This is a genomic window from Odoribacter laneus YIT 12061, assembly GCF_000243215.1.
Lineage (GTDB): Bacteria > Bacteroidota > Bacteroidia > Bacteroidales > Marinifilaceae > Culturomica > Culturomica lanea.
The window spans coordinates 1,165,229-1,183,743 of record NZ_JH594596.1 but is presented as its reverse complement, the minus strand read 5'-3'; the positions used below and the strand labels follow the sequence as shown (position 1 = coordinate 1,183,743).

The window sequence follows — 18,515 nt, the reverse complement described above, 5'->3', positions numbered from 1 at the left end:
GGATCCGGAGAGTAGAAATTCCTCAGATTTTTTATGGATGAAAAGTGGAAAGAAACCTGCCTTTATCTTAGAGAAACTAACTAAAAGAACGGCTTGAAAAAAAGGGCTTGTCCCAACCTTTTTAAGGTGGATTTTGTGCTTCGAAAAACTGTTTTTTCGGGGAAAAATGATTATATTTGTATGTTTTTGGAAAAACGGTTTTAAAATCACGAAGAAAATAATTAATCTAATTATATGAGCGAAGAAGAAAAAGTGAAATTGGAACAGGAAGAATATTCTGCGGATAGCATTCAGGTATTGGAAGGTTTGGAAGCCGTAAGAAAACGTCCTTCTATGTACATTGGAGATGTAAATACCGATGGTTTGCATCATTTGGTATATGAGGTGGTGGATAACTCTATTGATGAGGCGTTGGCGGGCTATTGTAATCACATACAGGTATGTATTAATGAGGATAATTCCATTACTGTCCGGGATAATGGGCGCGGAATACCGACAGCTCAGCATGCTAAAGAAAATAAATCTGCTTTGGAGGTTGTGCTGACCGTATTACATGCCGGAGGAAAATTTAACAAAGATTCTTATAAAGTATCCGGAGGATTGCACGGAGTTGGTGTTTCCTGTGTGAATGCTCTTTCAGATAAACTGGTAGCAGAAATTTATCGGGAAGGAAAAATTTGGCGGCAAGAATTTTGTAAAGGATGTCCCCAAGGGGATGTCGAGATTATGGGAGAAACCGACCGTACTGGAACGACTATTACCTTTAAGCCAGATGCTTCGATCTTTTATGTAACAGAATTCAAGTACGACACACTGGCGACCCGTTTACGTGAATTGGCCTATTTGAATAAGGGGATCCGTTTATCGTTGACCGATAAGAGGGAAGTAGACCCGGAGACAAATCAGCCCCGGCATGAAGTATTTTATTCTGAATATGGTTTAAAAGAATTTGTAGAATTTATCGATGCCAGTCGGGAGAAATTAATCGAGAACACAATTGATATCAATACGGAAAAGAATGGAATTCCGATAGAGGTGGCTTTACATTATAATACTTCTTTTACGGAAAATGTTTTTTCCTATGTAAACAACATCAATACGAAAGAAGGAGGTACTCATTTAGCCGGTTTCCGCCGGGGGTTGACTCAGACGTTGAAGAATTATGCGGATACGACCGGTATGTTATCCAAATTGAAATTTGACATCAGTGGGGATGATTTTCGGGAAGGTTTAACTGCTGTTATTTCTGTAAAGGTTCAAGAGCCTCAGTTTGAAGGGCAGACCAAAACAAAATTAGGTAATACTGAAGTTGGAGCAGCTGTTTCTCAGGCGGTTAGTGCTGCATTAGCTAATTATTTGGAAGAGCATCCCAAAGATGCCAAAGCGATTGTCGACAAGGTGATATTGGCAGCGACAGCCCGGCACGCGGCTCGTAAGGCCAGGGATTTAGTACAGCGTAAATCTGTCCTTTCCGGTTCTGGCTTACCTGGGAAATTAGCTGATTGTGCGGATAATGATCCGGCTAATTGTGAAATATTCTTGGTCGAGGGAGATTCAGCAGGTGGTTCTGCTAAACAGGGACGGGATCGTCAGTTTCAGGCTATTTTACCGTTGAGAGGAAAAATTCTCAATGTAGAGAAAGCTATGCGTCACCGGGTATATGAAAGTGATGAAATTGTAATGATTTTTAAAGCTTTAGGCATTACTCCCGGAACGGAAGAAGATAGTATGGGGGTCAATCTGGATAAGATACGTTATCATAAAATCATCATAATGTCGGATGCCGATGTGGATGGGGCCCATATTGCAACTTTGATTATGACCTTATTTTTCCGTCATATGAAGTCGGTTATCGAGCAGGGGTATTTATATATTGCCACGCCGCCTTTGTATCTGGTAAAGAAAGGAAAAGAGCAAAGATATTGTTGGAATGAGGAGGAACGGCTGCGTTTGATTCAAGAGTGGGGCGGAGGAAAAGAAAGTAGTTTGCATATTCAGCGCTACAAAGGTTTGGGAGAAATGAATCCGGAACAATTGTGGGAGACGACGATGGCACCAGAGGGGCGGACTTTGCGGCAGGTATCTATTGAGAATGCGGCAGAAGCGGACCGGATTTTTTCTATGTTGATGGGGGATGATGTTCCGCCCAGAAGACAGTTTATAGAACAGAATGCTACTTACGCCACTATTGATACCTAAATTTTACTATATTTTGAGTTTGCCAGATCAGGCAGACTCAAAATTATAATTTATCTCCGAATGAATATTTGCGTTTTTTGTGCTTCTTCCGATCTATTGGCTCCTGTATTTTATGAACAGGCCCGTTTGTTGGGAGAAGAAATTGCCCGGCATTCGTGTGAAGTGGTATATGGAGGGACAAACTGTGGATTGATGAGAGAAGTGGCGCAGGCTGCTTTAAGAGCGGGAGGGAAGGTAAAGGGGATTATTCCTGCTTGCATACAGGAAAAAGGAATAGCTGCTACAGGATTAACCGAGTTGGTCATTACATCGGATATGAAAGAAAGAAAACAGAAAATGCGGGAGACTGCAGATGCTTTTCTGGCTATGCCTGGAGGATGGGGAACTTTGGAGGAAATTACGGAAGTCATCACGTTGAAGCAATTGGGAATACATAATAAACCAGTGATATTTTTGAATATCGAGGGGTTTTATGATTCCTTCTTTTCTTTTATCCAGGAATCTACACGGGGAGGGTTTATTGCTCCGGTTTATGAAAAATTGTATAAAATTGCCAGGACTGTTCCGGAGGTTTTTCCTTATCTGAAGGAGGAAAAAGATTTGTGTATAGATTCAAAATATTGAATCAAATTTATTTTGAAATAAATTTTTTTTTAATATCTTTACCTCGATAACAGTAAAGATTGTTGCATGTGGTCGAGTATGTGCAATGCACATTTAAAAATAACCCTTGTAGAGATTACAATGGAATTTTGAATTAGTTTTAGTTTAGTTTAGTCAAAGGGGGATGTAAATCCCCCTTTGTTATTCCATTAAACCTCTTCCTGTTTTCCGGATTTGTTGGTTTTCTTTTAATTGGTCAACAGCTTTATCCAATACGCCATTGACAAAGGAACCGCTTTTAGGAGAACTATAAGCTTTTGTAATTTCGATATACTCGTCCAGCGTAACCTTAATTGGAATAGCGGGGAAATGTTTTAATTCGGACAAAGCCAGGGACATGATTAATTTATCCATATCGGATATACGTTCAATTTCCCAGTTCAGAATATATTTATCGATGATTTTAATGTTCTCGTCTTGTTCCAGAATCGTTTTACGCAGCAATGTTTTAGCAAAATCCAGGTCTTCTGCTTCATTGTAAATAGCGTAAAAGATATTATCCTCTTCCGTATTCCCTTCTTTGAGATTTTTCAGGGTTTTATACACCACCCCCAACACCAGTTCAAAGTCATCATTCCAATAAATATTGATATCTTCCAGCGTTTGAAAAAAAATATCATTTTGGGTGATAATTTCCGTAAAAATATCCAGTATAAAACGTTTGTGATCTTCAAAGTTCACTTCTTTCCGGTCCATATATTCTTTATAAATCGGATGTTCCATGATCCTTTGATAAAGAAATTGGATTAATTCCAGATTATCATTCCAACTAATAGGATGATTGAGTAGATAGGATTTGAATTTTCTATTTCCGGACAACATCGAAAAAACCGGATTGTCGATAAAGCGGGTATTGGGATGCAGATCGGCTTCTGTAGTAAAATGTTTATTTTTAGCTGCATCTATTTTTAAAAAAGCTTTATGCCGGAGTTCCGTCAATAGCAGAAGAATCTGATAATAAAGGTCCGTACTTTTTTCTATACTTTTCAATAAGTCCCGTTCGGTTTCTGCTTGTGATACCCCTTCTTTTTTTGAATAAGCGTAAAGAAGTTGTAATACTTTAATCCGGATTAATCTTCTGCTTGTCATTTTTATGAAGAACTATTTATTTATTTTGACGCCGCAAAAGTAGTAAATTAATTGAAAAGCAGGAATTGAAAATTGAAAATTATATCTTTGCAAAGAATATGGGAAAGATCGGGAGTGTATACATTCCTGAATCAAGAGGAATTGGAAAAGGGGAGAATCGGGGAAGGAAGATGAAACAGGCATACGAATTTGACGAAAACATTATGATAGAAAGCATCGGTATATATAATTATGCATTAATTGAGCAGACCGAAATAGAAATGCAATCGGGTCTATCTGTGATTACAGGGGAGACTGGCGCGGGAAAATCCATTTTATTGGGGGCGATTGGATTGACATTAGGTCAACGTGCGGATATTTCGGTATTGATGAATAAAGCGAAGAAATGTATTGTCGAAATCCTATACAACATAAAGGGATATTCTTTAGCCGATTGGTTTCAGGAGAATGAACTGGATTACTCAGAAAGTGTGGTGGTTCGGAGAGAAATTACTGCAGAGGGAAGATCCCGGGGATTTATCAACGATACGCCTGTGAGTAATAAAATACTGAAAGAATTCGGAGATTACCTTGTCGACATTCATTCTCAGCATCAATCTTTGTTATTGGGTCAACCGGAATATCAGATCGATATATTGGATGCGTTTTGTGGGAATACGGAGGAAGTTGCGGTCTATCGGAAATATTATGAAGATCGTCGTGCCGGATTACGTGAGTTGAAGGAATTGAAGGGAAAGGCTGTTGAAGCAGCACAGGAAGAAGAATATTTGAAATATCGTTTAAGCCAGCTCGAAAGTGCCAAATTGAAAAAAGGAGAGAAAGAAGAATTGGAGGAAGAATTGGCTTTGCTGACAAATGCTGAAACGATTAAAACCGGATTCAGTCAATTGACGTATCAATTGAGAGATACCGAAAATAATGCTGTTCTCTCGGTTTTGAAAAATTGCAAACATATTTTTGCTTCCTTACGTTCGGTTGTAAAAGAAGCTACCGAATATGAAGATCGTTTGAATTCTGTTATTTTGGAATTAGGGGATTTGGCGGAGGAAGCGGAAAAAAGAGCCGAAAATACAGCATTCAATCCGGAACGTATAGAACTGATAAATGCCCGTTTGAATGTGATATATGATCTTTTATTTAAGTATAAGGTGGAAACAGTAGAGGAGTTGATTCAAATAAAAGGGCAGATATCTGCACAATTATCTGGAATACAGGAATATACAGACAAAATTGAACAACTGGAAAAGAAAATAGAAGGGATTGAAAGCCACCTGCAAAAAGCGGCAGCACATTTACATGCTGCAAGAGTAGCTGCTCAGCTTCCGCTTTGTAAAGAAATGGAATGTTTATTACAGGATTTGGGAATTAAGCATGCCAGATTTGAGGTGGCTATACGGGAAGCGGAGGAATTTCTGGGAAATGGGAAGGACGAGGTAAGCTTTCTTTTTGCCGCCAATAAAAATCAACAGCCTGGAGAAATTGCGAAAGTGGCTTCGGGAGGAGAAATTTCCCGGGTGATGCTTTCTTTGAAATATGTATTATCAAAAACCCGGCAACTTCCTGTAATTGTTTTTGATGAAATAGATACGGGTTTATCGGGAGAAATTGCCCATAGAATGGCTCAAATGATGCAGGAGATGGCTCAGCGTATGCAAGTGATCTGTATTTCTCATTTACCTCAAATTGCTGCTGCTGGAAAAGACCATTTTAAAGTATATAAAGAAGATAATCCAGTAAATACGATTTCCAGAATTCGAAAATTATCTCCTTCAGAGCGAGTGAACGAAATTGCCGGAATGATCAGTGGAAGTGAAATTACCCCGGCAGCACTGGAAACAGCGAGAAATCTACTAAAATTTGAAAATAAGTAAACAAAGAGTATGGCATACAATTTATTGAAAGGGAAAAAAGGAATTATATTTGGGGCATTGAATGAGATGTCGATTGCCTGGAAAGTTGCAGAGAAATGTTTGGAGGAAGGAGCTCAGATTGTATTGACGAATACACCTCTCTCCATACGGATGGGGAAAGTGGAAGCTTTTGCTGAGAAAAATCATATTCCCCTTATTCCTGCGGATGCAACGAATGTCGAGGATCTGAATCATCTTTTAAAAGAATCGATGCGGCATTTTGGCGGAAAGATCGATTTTATCCTGCATTCAGTGGCAATGTCCTTGAATGTCAGAAAAAAGCGGTCCTATGACGATTTGGATTATGATTTTTTGCAGAAGACCCTTGATATTTCTGCTATTTCGTTTCATAAAGTATTACAATGTGCTAAAAAACTGGATGCTATAAATGAGTGGGGTTCTGTCGTTGCTTTGTCTTATGTGGCAGCTCAGCGTACGATGTATGAATATAATGATATGGCTGATGCAAAAGCGATGTTGGAATCTATTGCCCGCAGTTTTGGTTACATTTATGGAAGAGAGAAAAAGATCAGGATCAATACCATTTCCCAGTCTCCGACGATGACTACAGCCGGAAGCGGAATTAAAGGTTTCGATTCTCTGGTGGATTTTGCCGATCGTATGTCTCCGCTGGGAAATGCTACGGCGGAGGAATGTGCAGGTTACTGTATTTGTTTATTTTCCGATCTGACACGAAAAATTACCATGCAGAATTTATATCATGATGGTGGTTTTTCCAGCATGGGGATGAGTTATAGAGCCATGCATCAGTACAATAAAAGCTTCGATACGGAAAAAGACTAAATACATCTGAACATTTTGAACATTAAAACAAAAGCGATGTCTTATCTTTTTTTTGATACGGAGACCACCGGTTTGCCTTTGCGTTGGAATGCTCCGATAACAGATGTTGCTAACTGGCCGCGATTGGTACAGTTAGCGTGGATAGTATACGATACAGAAAAACATATAATAAGTAAACGGAATGCTATTATCCGGCCGGAAGGTTACACCATTCCGGTAGAAGCGGCCCGTATACACGGTATCACAACGCAGGTAGCATTGGAAAAAGGAGAATCCCTACAGGAGGTTTTAGAAGAGTTTTCAGCGGAAATAGATAAAGCTCAGATGCTTGTCGGGCATAATATCAGTTTTGACGAATGTATTGTTGGGGCTGAATTTGAACGCTTACGTATGATGACTTCTTTATTTTTAAAGCCTAAATATTGTACGATGAAAAGTTCGGTGGATTATTGCAAGTTGCCCGGAAAAAAAGGATTTAAAGCACCGAAGCTTTCGGAACTACATCGGATTTTATTTGGAACAGGCTTTGAAGATGCCCATAATGCATTGGCCGATGTAGAGGCCACAGCTAAATGTTTTTGGAAATTAAAAGAATTGGGAATAATCAAATCTTAAGGATCTCAACTTGTTTATCAACAGTGTTGTTGATTTCTTTTTGATAAAACGGAGTCGTCTTAGGATTTCGTTTGAGTCTATTGTTATACCTTTGTGGGAGCTAAGAAAACGTTTTTGTAATAAAATTATGGCAAAAAAAAACGAGAATACAAAAAATAATTATAGGGATTTACCTTCTGAGTACGGAAAAATGCCTCCGCAGGCGGTAGATTTAGAGGAGGCTGTATTGGGCGCTCTGATGTTGGAAAAGGATGCTTTTGCCATTGTAGGGGATTTACTGAAGCCGGAATGTTTTTATAAGGATGCACATCAACGGATTTTTAAAGCCATCCATCAGTTATTTATCAATGATGAACCTGTGGATTTGCTGACGGTAAGTGAAAAATTGAAGAGTAACGGAGAGTTGGAGCAAGTGGGAGGTTATTATTATCTCTCTCAGTTGACTTCACGAGTGGCTTCGGCTGCACATATTGAATTTCATGCCAGGATAATTGTGCAAAAGTATATACAGCGGAAACTGATCGGTGTTTGTACAGAGTTGCAGGATATGGCGTATGATGAGGCGACAGATGTAGCGGATTTGGTCGATAAGGCTCAGAAGGCTGTGTTTGATATAGCAGACGGTAATATTCGCAAGGATACAACGGAGATAGCTCCCCTTATAGAAGACGCTATCCGGGGAATAGAAGCTGCAGCAAAACGACCGGACGGGATCAGCGGTATTCCTTCTGGTTTTACGGCATTGGATGAAGTTACTTCCGGTTGGCAAAACTCTGATTTGGTAATCATTGCTGCCCGTCCGGCTATGGGAAAGACGGCGTTTGTACTTTCAATGGCCCGGAATATGGCTGTGTCGTATAAACAACCGATAGCTGTTTTTTCTTTGGAAATGTCTTCTATACAGTTGGTCAATCGTCTGATTGCCAGTGAGACAGAATTGGGTTCCGAAAAAATAAAAAATGGGCGTCTGACGGAGGATGAATGGAAACATCTGCACAGTAAAATTAAAACGTTGATAACTGCTCCCATATATGTAGATGATACTCCGGCTCTGTCTATTTTTGAATTACGGGCAAAATGCAGGAGATTGAAGCAAAAATACGACGTCAAAGTCATCATTATCGATTATCTTCAGCTGATGACAGCAGGTGCAGACATGAGGGGAAACCGGGAGCAGGAAGTCAGCATGATTTCCCGGCAATTGAAGATTATTGCTAAAGAATTGAATGTACCGGTCATTGCCCTTTCCCAGCTTAATCGTGGTGTAGAATTGCGAACGGGGGATGCTAAAAAACCGATGTTATCCGATCTGCGGGAATCCGGAGCGATTGAACAGGATGCTGATATGGTATTGTTTATCCATCGTCCTGAAAAATACGGTATCATGACAGATGCGCAGGGCAATAGCCTAAAAGGTATAGCAGATATTATTATTGCCAAGCATCGTAACGGAGCTGTGGGAGAAATACAATTGCGTTTCAGAAGCGAACTGACGCAATTCTGTGATCTGGAAATGGCGACTCCTTTTCATTCGGATACGACAACCGGGGAATTGGTAACCCGCACCTATAGTTCCAAATTGAATGACGAACCAGTCCCTTCTTTGGATTCCGGTTTTGAGGAAGGAGGAAAATCATTTGAATCCGGAATTATTCCGGGGGAAGCTCCGTTTTAACAAGATTGTCTGTATAAAGAATTTAAATATACTGTTCTATGCGTGCAAAGATTTGGTTTTTAGTGAAATACTATTTGTTTTGGATCGTATTATCTATCCTTGCAAAAGTCATTTTTTTGCTTTATGAAAAAGGAGATGCTCTACAGGTTACGGATTATTTTCAAATCTTTTACCGGGGACTACAGCTGGATTTTTCATTGGGAGGATACATTATGATGTTAGCCTGCCTGATTACGGCATTTACTCCCTTCGTTCGGGAATCCATCATTAAGAGCTGTTTTGCCGTATTGACATTTATACTATTGATCTTGTTTTGGACAGTGGTAGTGGTAGATCTGGAACTTTTTAAAAATTGGGGATATCATATCGATTCCACTCCTTTATTGTATATAAAGACTCCGAAGGAAGCTTTGGCGTCTTTGCCGAATGGGTGGATTATAGGATTGCTATTGTTTTTAGTTGTTCTGATTGCAGGCAGTTATTACTTGTATTACCGTTTTATTTCCCGGCCTTATCATTATAAATCCGGTTCATGGGGACAAGTCCCTCTCTTTTTAATCTTGAGCGCCTTGATGATTATTCCGGTACGGGGAGGCTTTAACGTAGCCCCGATGAATACAAGCTTTGTCTTTTTCCATAAAACCAGTATGTTTGCCAATCAAGCGGCCATCAATCCGGTATGGAATTTTATTTACGAAGTGCTTCACATGAATAAGGGACAAAAAAAATTCGAATATATGCCGACCGGGAAAGCGCACGAAATCGTGGATACTTTGATCCGGCAAGAAGGTGCGTATAAGCAGATCTTAAAGAATCCCCGCCCCAATATTGTCTTTCTCTTATTGGAGAGTTTTACTGCAAATGCAATAGAAGCTTTGGGAGGAGAACCGGGGGTAACCCCGCATCTGAATCAGTTGGCAAAAGAAGGTATACTTTTTTCCCATATTTACGCTGTCGGGAATCGATCTGACCGGGGAATGGCAGGAGTGATCAGTGCTTATCCTTCTCACCCGAATTTTTCTTTATTGAAATACCCGAATAAGACGGCTGCCCGCCCTCGTTTTTCGAAAGATCTGGAAGCCAATGGTTATCATACGCGTTTTTATTATGCGGGAGATATCAATTTTGGAGGGTTCCGTTCGTATGTTACGATGAGTTTTCAGGAGATGGTGACAGAAGATGATTTCTCCGGAAAAGCTCAGGAAGAACGATTTAAATGGGGAATACACGATGAGTATATGTTCGAACGTCTTTTTGAAGATATAAAAAAAGCTCCTCAACCTTTTATGTATATGGCTTTTAATATGAGTAGCCACGAACCTTTTGAAGTACCTATGGAAACCCGTATAACCGGTAGTTCGGAAGAAAAACGATTTTTAAATGCCATTTATTACAGCGATGCTTGTATCGGTGATTTTATTCGTAAATGTAAAGCATCTGGATTGTGGGACAATACCCTGTTTATTTTGGTAGCAGATCATGGTACTATAAAAATAGGGGATTTGCAGCCTTTTGAGCCGAAAGCTTTTCATATACCTTTATTGTTTGCCGGAGGAGCATTAAATGTACAGGATACTGTTATTTCGACTATCGGTTCGCAGTCTGACATAGCAGCCACCTTATTGGCTCAATTGGGAATGGATGCTTCCGGGTATCGGTACAGTAAGAATTTACTGGCAGAAGATATTATTCCATTTGCTTTTTATTCCTATTCCAATGCTATGGGTATTGTTTCTCAGGAAGGAATTTCTATTTACGATTTAAAAAACAATACCTATCTTAGAGGCGATAGTTTGGCTTTAAATAATGAACGATTAAAGGCTTACCTGCAAGTATTGGACGAGGACGTCAATTAGTTCGGAATCCCATTGTATAAAATAGAAAGGATAGTGAAATCATCCGATTGGCCTGCATCCTTGATATGACTGTGGATTCCTTTTAATATAGAAGAGACGATAAACTGTGGAGAGCGGTCTGTCACCTGTTGGATACATTCCATTAGCCTGCCTTGTCCGAAAAAATTTCCGTTATTGTTTTCGGCGTCGGTAATACCATCGGTAAATAAGAGGATCTGGCATCCTTGGCAGAGCGTATACGTAAATTCTGAAAATTTGTAGTCCTCGAGAATCCCGATAGGAACATCTGTATATTTATTCAAAGTATGGATCTGTCCGTTCTGATGGATGATAAGAGGACGGGGATGACCAGCATTCGTAAACGTGATAACCCCTGTATTTATATCCATAATTCCGATGGCCATCGTTACATACATATCGTCTTCATTATTATCACACATATGGGCATTGATTGTATTGCAAATTTCAGCAGTAGAATTTTGCCTGCTGGCTACATAACGGAAAAGTTTGATAATGGAAGCCATATAGAGGGCTGCCGGGACGCCTTTTCCGGAAACGTCCCCAATAGCGAAGTAAAGGCGGTTATCGATTAAAAAGTATTCATATAAATCACCTCCTACACTTTTGGATTGTTTCAATTCTCCGTACAGTTCAATATTAGGAGGTAAATCGATGGGTTTGGGTAAAAACCGTTTTTGTATTTTTCTGGCTAAATTAATTTCTGTAGTGATTTTTTCATTTTCTGCTGTCGTTCTCTTTAGCTCTTTGATATAGGAGGTGATATTATTTTGCATATAAGCGAAAGATTCGTATAATTCCTGCAGCTCCTTGTTGTGAGGATTGGTTGGAAATAATAGATTCCTTTTTCCGTTACAGATATTATGTACATTTTTAGTAAATTCACCTAAAGGGAATAAGGAATGGCGTACAATCCAAATAATGATGCCGAGTAGGGTAAAAAAGCCTATACAAAAAATGAAGAGGAATAATAAGCAGAATTTATCGGAAGTGCTCTGAATTTCTTCACAGGGACAGATGCTGTTAATCTTCCAATGAAATATCGAATCTGTATGATAATACATACAATAACGGGTATTCTCCTTCGTAAGATAGCTATTTCCTGTTCCAGCGGTCAGATAATTTTTTATTTTGTCACAACATTTAATGTGCTTTTCTTTTAGGTAATGGAACAGATTACCGTAACGAATTACTTCAGATTTCGGGTGAATAAGAAAATTTCCCTCTTGATCTGTAATAAAGATATAGCCGGAAGGAGAAGGCTTTATATCCTGGATAAAGTTTGTGAGATGTTTTAAATAAAAATTAAGTTCCAGATGCCCGGGTTTATTTTGTTTGAGAGAGGAAGGAAGGGGTTCGCAATAACAGAGTACAGTGTTGCCGGCATTTCGGGATTTTATATACCAATAACCTTCCCGGGAGTTTTTATAAAGGATCTGTTTGGTGTCGGCAGATAGGTTTGCATTGTTTTCTGCAATATCGTGGGAAACAGATCCCTTGGATTTACAGTAAGTACGATTATTATGATGAAGGGAGATTTGCGTAAGAAAAGGGTAGGTATTTATCATTCTCGAAAGAAAATGATCGAAATTTGTAGAATCGTTTATTTCTTCCTTACCGAACGTCAGTTGGGGAATTTGTTCGATTTCGTCAATTTTACGTTTCAGGGTTCTGCAAATGTTTGAAGCTAAGTCATTCATTTCATGAGAAATATAAGTATGCGTAAAATTTTTAGCAGAAGCATATAAGCATACAAATACGAGTGAAAATATGCATAACATCGCTATTAAAAGATACAGAATCAGTTTTTGTGAAAAGCTCCTGTAAGTATACTTCTTCATTGTGTATCAGTCAATTTGAAATTAGTCTAGTTTAGTTTTATAGTAGTTTAGTTAAGTTTGCAATTTATAAAAAAGTTAATAAATTATTTATTTATTTGCAATTATTTGTTAAAATGAGAACTGTAATTTCCGGCCTGAGTCCGATTCGTCCGGGGAATCCCAAATATCCTTGTCCCCGGGAAACATTTAAATATTGGTTTTGGCTTTGATACAATCCGTCATATTCCGGGTAAATATATTGGGCAGGACTCCATTCGTATTTTCCAATTTTAATTCCCATTTGCATGGCGTGAGTATGTCCCGAGAGAGTGAGGGGAATGGGTTCGTCCAGTACTTGTGCACGCCAATGAGAAGGATCGTGGGAGAGGAGAATGATAAACTGACCCTGAATTCCGGCGATGGCTTCTTTTAGTCTGCCATACTGCGGGAAAGGCGGATTTCCCCAGTTTTCGACTCCTGCGATATAGATTGTATCTCCTTTTAAAGGAATGGCACGATGGGTATTGTTTAGCATTGTGAATCCGGCAGCTTCCATATTCCGGAAAAAATCTATTCCATTTTGTTTTTGTTCTTCCGGGGAACTCCAGCGGGTATAACTTCCGTAATCGTGGTTGCCGGTGACTGCGAATTTACCGTATTTAGCCTTTAATTTACTCAATTCGCCCGTCCATGGAGCTAACTCGGAAGCAAAATTATTGACCATATCGCCCGTAAAAAGAATAAGATCGGGATGTAGGGCGTTTACTTCTTTAACAAGTCTGGAAATTCCCGGATAATGAGAGGGGAGGCTTCCCAGATGGAGATCTGTAAGTTGTACAATTTTAAATGAATGAAAAGCTTCAGGCAAATTTGTAAAACAGATTTCTCTTGTAGTCATTTTAAAATTGTAACGTCCCCAGGTCATACTGTATAAAAGGATCAGGAAGAGAGATAGGGCGCATACTGTCGCAATTTTGCGTCCTATTTTTTGAATTTTACGGTTTAGTAATCCTCCGATACTGGCCAAAATATTCAATAAAATGAAAATAACTTTCGGAGCATAGAACAAGAAAAGGATACCGATTGCCAGTCCGATCCAGTAATAACTCTCAGGTCCTTTGAGGCGGGGAACTGTAAAATGATACAATGTCAGACCCAGAATAAACAATAAACTATGGATCAAATAAAAAAGGATAGCCCGTTTTTTGCGTAAAAACTTTCTGATTTGAATAAATAAGAAAGTATCTGTTAACACTATAAATAATATACCAACTAAATATATTAAAATATTACTACGCATAGTAAGCTTATTTCAAAATTGAACAATGAAAAAATCCGTTAGAAGGGAAAAGATAATTTTCCGGTATTTGGTTGAAATACTTCTTTCAAATACCGGATTATGATTTTAGAAAAGTCCCGAAATATGCCCTTCCTTGTCGACATCAATGCGTTCTGCAGAAGGGGAGTCTGGCAAACCGGGCATTCTCATAATATCGCCCGTTATAGGGATGACGAATCCAGCCCCTGAAGCAATTTCGATCTGACGAACGGTTACGATAAAATCTTTGGGTCTGCCCAGCAATTTAGGATTATCAGAAAGGGATTTCTGAGTTTTGGCAATACAAACGGGCAGTTTGTCTAAACCCAAGGAGATAATTTTTTTCAGATCATTTTTAGCTTGACTGGTATAATCGATGGCAGCGGCTCCATAGATTTCCTTGGCAATGGTTTCTACTTTTTTCTCGATGCTCCAATTCCAATCGTAAAGGGGGTGCAGACGACATACGCATTGTTCTGCAACTTTGGCCGTGAGACGGGCCAGTTTTTCGGCTCCTTTTCCTCCCTGTGCCCAAACATCTGCCACTTCCATAGGTACTTCCAGTTGCCGGCACTTATCTGCAATCAGTTCAATTTCAGCATCTGTGTCTGTAGCAAAGCGGTTGAGGGCTACAATCGGGCAGATGTTGAATTTTTTCATGTTCTCTACATGCTTTTCCAGATTTTCCATTCCTTTTCGCAAAGCCTCCTTGTTTTCTTCCTTCAAAGCGTCCATTTTTACTCCGCCGTGATATTTCAGGGCCCTTACAGTAGCTACCAGTACTACTGCACTGGGGCTTAAACCCGCTTTAACACATTTGATGTCGAAGAATTTTTCTGCTCCTAAGTCGAATCCAAAGCCGGCTTCCGTTACGACGAAATCGGATAAAGATAAACCCATTTTGGTCGCGATGATGGAATTGGTTCCCTGTGCAATATTTGCAAAAGGACCTCCATGAATAATGGCGGGATTTCCTTCTATTGTCTGAACCAGATTTGGTTTTATCGCTTCTTTGAGCAAGGCTGCCATTGCTCCGTTCGCTTTGAGATCCCGGGCATATATCGGCTGTTTGTCGTAAGTATATCCGATAAAAATATTCCCCAAGCGTTCTTTTAAATCAGCAAAATCTTCCGAAAGGCAAAGGATAGCCATTACTTCGGAAGCTGCTGTAATATCAAACCCCGTTTCCCTGGGAATACCGGAAGCCGTTCCTCCCAAACCGACAATGATGTGGCGTAAAGAGCGGTCGTTCATATCCATCACCCGCTTCCAGGTCACGGTACGGGGATCTATCCCCAGGGAGGTCGTTTTACTTTGTATGTTATTGTCGATTAAAGCTGCCAGTAAATTATGTGCTTTTTCGACAGCATTGAAATCTCCTGTAAAATGCAGGTTGATATCTTCCATCGGCAGTACCTGGGAATATCCTCCTCCGGTAGCGCCCCCTTTGATACCGAAAACCGGTCCTAAAGAAGGTTCCCGGAGTACGACCGTTGTCTTCTTACCAATGCGGTTCAAACCTTCGGTCAGGCCGATAGAAACAGTTGTTTTTCCTTCTCCTGCAGGAGTAGGCGAAATGGCAGACACTAAAATTAAATGCTTTTCTCGCAGTCGATTTTCGTCGATCAAAGAGAGGGGTAATTTGGCTTTATACTTCCCGTAAAATTCCAGCATATCAGAATCTATGCCTAATTTCGCTGCAATTTCCCCAATGGGCTTTAATTGGATTGTGTTTGCTATTTCAATGTCTGTCATGGCTTTATAACTCTATTTTGTTTCTAAAAAGACGATTCTATTTTAGGAAAAACTCTGTACTTCCGATATTTTCATTATCGCAAAATAAGTCTGCGGTATATCTGCCTTTTACCAGACTTCCGTCATTAGGCCAATATATGGACATTTCCAGACGTTCTCCTTCGTATTCGAATTCCCGTTTGGCTGAATAAGTAAGAGTGGCATTTTGGTATTTAAAGTAAGATTTTTCGCTGAAAGCAATGACTTTGTCGTCCGGACGTGTCAAGCGTAAATAGATGATGCGTTTCCCCCGTTTGGCGGTAATGTTTTTGGGGATGATAAAATCTGCCCGCAACTGGAAACATTTTTTCCAATTTACCTCCTTGCCTTTTTTATTAATAGGAACGACTACAAAATTTTCAACCGTCAAAGCACCTGCTATGGCAATGACTTTTTTCATATTTTTTTGTTCATTTTCCAGTTTTGTATTGCGCTCCCGAACCCAGTTCATCTGTTGTTTTACCTCTGTGTTTTCTTGAGCCAATTGTTGGTTCAAACGATTTAAGGAATCGATTTGTACCACATAGCTTCTCAATACAGTTTTAAGAGTACCGATTTCCCGCTTGTATTTGTTGATTTCTGCATAAGAATTGTCCCTGAATTTTTTCATTTCCTCCAGTAGGGTAGCAATCTTTTCCTGTTCAACCAATAATTTTTCATTTAGGGTATCATTAGAAGTTTTCAAATTATCGTAATTGGTACTGAGATCTGTCAATTCCTGTTCCAGTAATTCTTTTTCTTCATGAATAGCAGCGATATGTTTCCTGTTTTGAGACCATTCTACCAGAAAGAATACGAGTAAGAGGAGCAGCACACCGGAAAGACAACCGATGATGACCATCAGCCGTTTGTCTTTTTTACTTTGAATAAATTTATTTTCTTCCATAAATGAAGCAGTTGTTATTATTTAGTTTCTATTATTCAGATTTACTTTATTTTCCTCGAGAATATTAACTTAAAAATATCCGACTTTAGGTGCAAAGGTATGAAAAATAACCTTGAAATGGTAAGAAGGATAAATGAAATGCTTTTATTTTCTCCTTTATAAACTTTGTTTTTGAATTTTTTTAACGTAAATTGTGTATGTGTTATAAATTCAGCGTGATGAAAGAAGATTTTCTCCATTATATATGGGCGAATTCTCTTTTAAAAAACAGAGAACTGACCACATATACCGGTAAAAAGGTTGAAATTTTACAACCGGGATCTTATAACCGGGATGCCGGTCCGGATTTTTTCAATGCCCGCCTTCGGATCGGGGATGTCATATTAGCGGGCAATATTGAGATCCATTTGAAAAGTAGTGATTGGTATCGTCACGGACATCATAAAGATAAAGCTTATAATAATGTAATCCTTTCTGTCGTCAGGGAAGATGATGTAAGAGTATATACTCAGGGAAAAGCAGAAGTCGAATGTATCGAATTGGAATACGCAGATTATTTATACAATGAATACCTCTATATGCGGGATACGATGCAACAACCGGCTTGCTATCGTCGATTGGAATTACTGGAAGATCCCTGGTTTTATCTGACTTTACAGAGTTTGGCAATAGAACGGTTGGAAAGAAAAGTGAATGATATCCGGAAAATTCTTTTTCAAACTAAAAACGATTGGGAAGAATGCTTTTATCGTCTGTTGTGCAGATATTGGTCTGCTAATGTAAATTCGGATTCTTTTTATCAGTTGGCTTTGTATTTACCTTATAAGATATTATTGCGTTATATCGACCGGCCTTATCTTGTAGAAGCTTTGCTATTGGGGTGTTCCGGTTTATTGGAAACGGCTCCTGACGAACCGTATACTTCAAATTTAAAAAAAGAATTTCAGTACTTCCGGAAAAAACATAAATTGTGGAGGATGCAACCTTCCCAATGGAAATTTATGCGTATTCGTCCGGAAGGTTTTCCGACAATACGCTTAGCGTTATTAGCGGCTTTGTTATGTCGTTTCGGTCGTTTACTGTCAGCTGTGCTGTCAGCTTCAAGCCTGAAAGAAGTGTTACTTCTTTTTGATGTACAGCCTTCTGTTTATTGGGAAACGCATTATATTTTCGGAAAAGAGTCGCCGTATAAGATAAAAAAGCTGGGGGAGGAAAGCCGGAAAATAATTCTGATTAATGCAATTATCCCTTTTTTATTTATTTACGGTAAAGAACGGGGAGAAGAAAAATGGACGGAAAAAGCCTTGGATTGGTTGGAAGAAACAAGGCCGGAAAATAATTATATTATAAGGGCATGGGAGAAACAAGGATTTGTATTCGATTCTGCTATGCAGACACAAGCTTTAATACAATTGAGAAAAGTTTATTGTGACCCTCATCGTTGTCTGCAATGTCGTATCGGAAAGCAGATTTTTAAGAATTTATGCCTCGGATCACAATAAATCCAAGGCTTCCTGGCGGAGAATCAGCGGTAAATTGATACCTCTTTTTTCCAGACTAATCAGCCAATCGGCTACTTCTTCTTTTTGGAGTGTATAAAGTATGTCCCGGAATATATCGATCTGCTCATCTGTATATTGATCGGCTGTAATACCCCGGAAAGCATCCAATTCTTCGTCCTCGAAATATTCGATATGTGTCTCTATTTTTTTCAGTCCTTTTTCACAAATCGCATGCGCTCCACAGCATCCCTCGGCTGGAGCATGGATTTCTTCTGGAGCCGTGTTTTTACGTTTAAAAAGAAAAGTAAACAGGGCAACTGTTATCAGTAGCCCTGCTATTCCTAGGATGATATAAAGCATATTCCC

The 18,515-nt window shown here is 39.3% G+C and carries 14 protein-coding genes; 8 read left to right on the top strand and 6 right to left on the bottom strand.

What is annotated here, in order from left to right; genetic code table 11:
• The first annotated feature begins 234 nt into the window (after positions 1-234).
• Both gyrB and HMPREF9449_RS04975 read left to right on the top strand, forming a co-directional pair.
• A complete protein-coding gene (gene gyrB / locus HMPREF9449_RS04980) occupies positions 235-2,199 on the top strand; it encodes a DNA topoisomerase (ATP-hydrolyzing) subunit B (RefSeq protein ID WP_009136148.1) in 1,965 nt (654 codons plus the stop codon).
• 60 nt (positions 2,200-2,259) lie between these two features.
• Positions 2,260-2,823, top strand: a complete 564-nt coding sequence (locus HMPREF9449_RS04975) for an LOG family protein (RefSeq protein WP_009136147.1) — start codon at positions 2,260-2,262, stop codon at positions 2,821-2,823.
• 180 nt (positions 2,824-3,003) lie between these two features.
• Here HMPREF9449_RS04975 and nusB read toward each other — a convergent pair whose 3' ends face one another.
• Positions 3,004-3,951 carry a transcription antitermination factor NusB gene (nusB, locus tag HMPREF9449_RS04970; RefSeq protein WP_009136146.1) on the bottom strand — a complete coding sequence of 316 codons (948 nt, stop codon included), beginning with the start codon at positions 3,949-3,951 and terminating at the stop codon, positions 3,004-3,006.
• A 98-nt stretch (positions 3,952-4,049) separates the two neighbouring features.
• On the opposite strand from nusB, the gene recN reads away from it, so the two are divergent.
• The 5 genes from recN (at position 4,050) to HMPREF9449_RS04945 (ending at position 10,811) form a co-directional block, all read left to right on the top strand.
• Positions 4,050-5,822: a DNA repair protein RecN gene (gene recN / locus HMPREF9449_RS04965; RefSeq protein ID WP_009136145.1), complete on the top strand. Its 1,773-nt coding sequence runs from the start codon at positions 4,050-4,052 to the stop codon at positions 5,820-5,822.
• 9 nt (positions 5,823-5,831) lie between these two features.
• On the top strand, positions 5,832-6,665 hold the full coding sequence (locus HMPREF9449_RS04960) for an enoyl-ACP reductase FabI (RefSeq protein ID WP_009136144.1): 834 nt from the start codon (positions 5,832-5,834) through the stop codon (positions 6,663-6,665).
• Between the two features lie 36 nt (positions 6,666-6,701).
• Positions 6,702-7,280: a 3'-5' exonuclease gene (locus HMPREF9449_RS04955; protein ID WP_009136143.1), complete on the top strand. Its 579-nt coding sequence runs from the start codon at positions 6,702-6,704 to the stop codon at positions 7,278-7,280.
• A 127-nt stretch (positions 7,281-7,407) separates the two neighbouring features.
• The gene (gene dnaB, locus HMPREF9449_RS04950) at positions 7,408-8,955 is read left to right on the top strand and encodes a replicative DNA helicase (RefSeq protein WP_009136142.1); all 1,548 of its coding nucleotides are present in this window, start codon (positions 7,408-7,410) and stop codon (positions 8,953-8,955) included.
• A 38-nt stretch (positions 8,956-8,993) separates the two neighbouring features.
• Positions 8,994-10,811, top strand: coding sequence for an LTA synthase family protein (locus HMPREF9449_RS04945; protein ID WP_009136141.1), 1,818 nt, complete (start codon positions 8,994-8,996; stop codon positions 10,809-10,811).
• Here the strand turns inward: HMPREF9449_RS04945 and HMPREF9449_RS16395 are convergent.
• From HMPREF9449_RS16395 to HMPREF9449_RS04925, 4 genes are all read right to left on the bottom strand, one after another.
• Positions 10,808-12,670 (bottom strand): SpoIIE family protein phosphatase, encoded by a 1,863-nt coding sequence (locus HMPREF9449_RS16395; protein WP_083833156.1) that lies wholly within the window; start codon positions 12,668-12,670, stop codon positions 10,808-10,810. The two genes, HMPREF9449_RS04945 and HMPREF9449_RS16395, sit on opposite strands and share 4 nt — an antisense overlap.
• A 91-nt stretch (positions 12,671-12,761) precedes the next feature.
• Complete coding sequence (locus HMPREF9449_RS04935) at positions 12,762-13,949, bottom strand: metallophosphoesterase (RefSeq protein ID WP_009136139.1); 1,188 nt, start codon at positions 13,947-13,949, stop codon at positions 12,762-12,764.
• Between the two features lie 105 nt (positions 13,950-14,054).
• Positions 14,055-15,722: a formate--tetrahydrofolate ligase gene (locus HMPREF9449_RS04930; RefSeq protein WP_009136138.1), complete on the bottom strand. Its 1,668-nt coding sequence runs from the start codon at positions 15,720-15,722 to the stop codon at positions 14,055-14,057.
• A gap of 37 nt (positions 15,723-15,759) precedes the next feature.
• Positions 15,760-16,647, bottom strand: a complete 888-nt coding sequence (locus HMPREF9449_RS04925; RefSeq protein WP_009136137.1) for a hypothetical protein — start codon at positions 16,645-16,647, stop codon at positions 15,760-15,762.
• A 218-nt stretch (positions 16,648-16,865) separates the two neighbouring features.
• Between HMPREF9449_RS04925 and HMPREF9449_RS04915 the strand changes: the two genes are divergently transcribed.
• On the top strand, positions 16,866-18,149 hold the full coding sequence (locus tag HMPREF9449_RS04915) for a DUF2851 family protein (RefSeq protein ID WP_040611218.1): 1,284 nt from the start codon (positions 16,866-16,868) through the stop codon (positions 18,147-18,149).
• On the opposite strand, the gene HMPREF9449_RS04910 is transcribed toward HMPREF9449_RS04915, so the two are convergent.
• Entirely contained in the window at positions 18,141-18,509 is a 369-nt protein-coding gene (locus HMPREF9449_RS04910) for a hypothetical protein (protein WP_009136135.1), read from the bottom strand. The genes HMPREF9449_RS04915 and HMPREF9449_RS04910 overlap by 9 nt on opposite strands.
• Between the last annotated feature and the right edge of the window lie 6 nt (positions 18,510-18,515).

Excerpts from the sequence above, each read along its gene's own strand:
- HMPREF9449_RS04935 (WP_009136139.1), bottom strand. The coding sequence starts at position 13,949 with ATGCGTAGTAATATTTTAATATATTTAGTTGGTATATTATTTATAGTG.
- HMPREF9449_RS04975 (WP_009136147.1), top strand. The coding sequence starts at position 2,260 with ATGAATATTTGCGTTTTTTGTGCTTCTTCCGATCTATTGGCTCCTGTA.
- HMPREF9449_RS04930 (WP_009136138.1), bottom strand. The coding sequence starts at position 15,722 with ATGACAGACATTGAAATAGCAAACACAATCCAATTAAAGCCCATTGGG.
- HMPREF9449_RS04960 (WP_009136144.1), top strand. The coding sequence starts at position 5,832 with ATGGCATACAATTTATTGAAAGGGAAAAAAGGAATTATATTTGGGGCA.
- HMPREF9449_RS04910 (WP_009136135.1), bottom strand. The coding sequence starts at position 18,509 with ATGCTTTATATCATCCTAGGAATAGCAGGGCTACTGATAACAGTTGCC.
- recN (WP_009136145.1), top strand. The coding sequence starts at position 4,050 with ATGGGAAAGATCGGGAGTGTATACATTCCTGAATCAAGAGGAATTGGA.
- gyrB (WP_009136148.1), top strand. The coding sequence starts at position 235 with ATGAGCGAAGAAGAAAAAGTGAAATTGGAACAGGAAGAATATTCTGCG.
- HMPREF9449_RS04925 (WP_009136137.1), bottom strand. The coding sequence starts at position 16,647 with ATGGAAGAAAATAAATTTATTCAAAGTAAAAAAGACAAACGGCTGATG.
- nusB (WP_009136146.1), bottom strand. The coding sequence starts at position 3,951 with ATGACAAGCAGAAGATTAATCCGGATTAAAGTATTACAACTTCTTTAC.
- HMPREF9449_RS04945 (WP_009136141.1), top strand. The coding sequence starts at position 8,994 with ATGCGTGCAAAGATTTGGTTTTTAGTGAAATACTATTTGTTTTGGATC.
- HMPREF9449_RS04915 (WP_040611218.1), top strand. The coding sequence starts at position 16,866 with ATGAAAGAAGATTTTCTCCATTATATATGGGCGAATTCTCTTTTAAAA.
- HMPREF9449_RS04955 (WP_009136143.1), top strand. The coding sequence starts at position 6,702 with ATGTCTTATCTTTTTTTTGATACGGAGACCACCGGTTTGCCTTTGCGT.
- HMPREF9449_RS16395 (WP_083833156.1), bottom strand. The coding sequence starts at position 12,670 with ATGAAGAAGTATACTTACAGGAGCTTTTCACAAAAACTGATTCTGTAT.
- dnaB (WP_009136142.1), top strand. The coding sequence starts at position 7,408 with ATGGCAAAAAAAAACGAGAATACAAAAAATAATTATAGGGATTTACCT.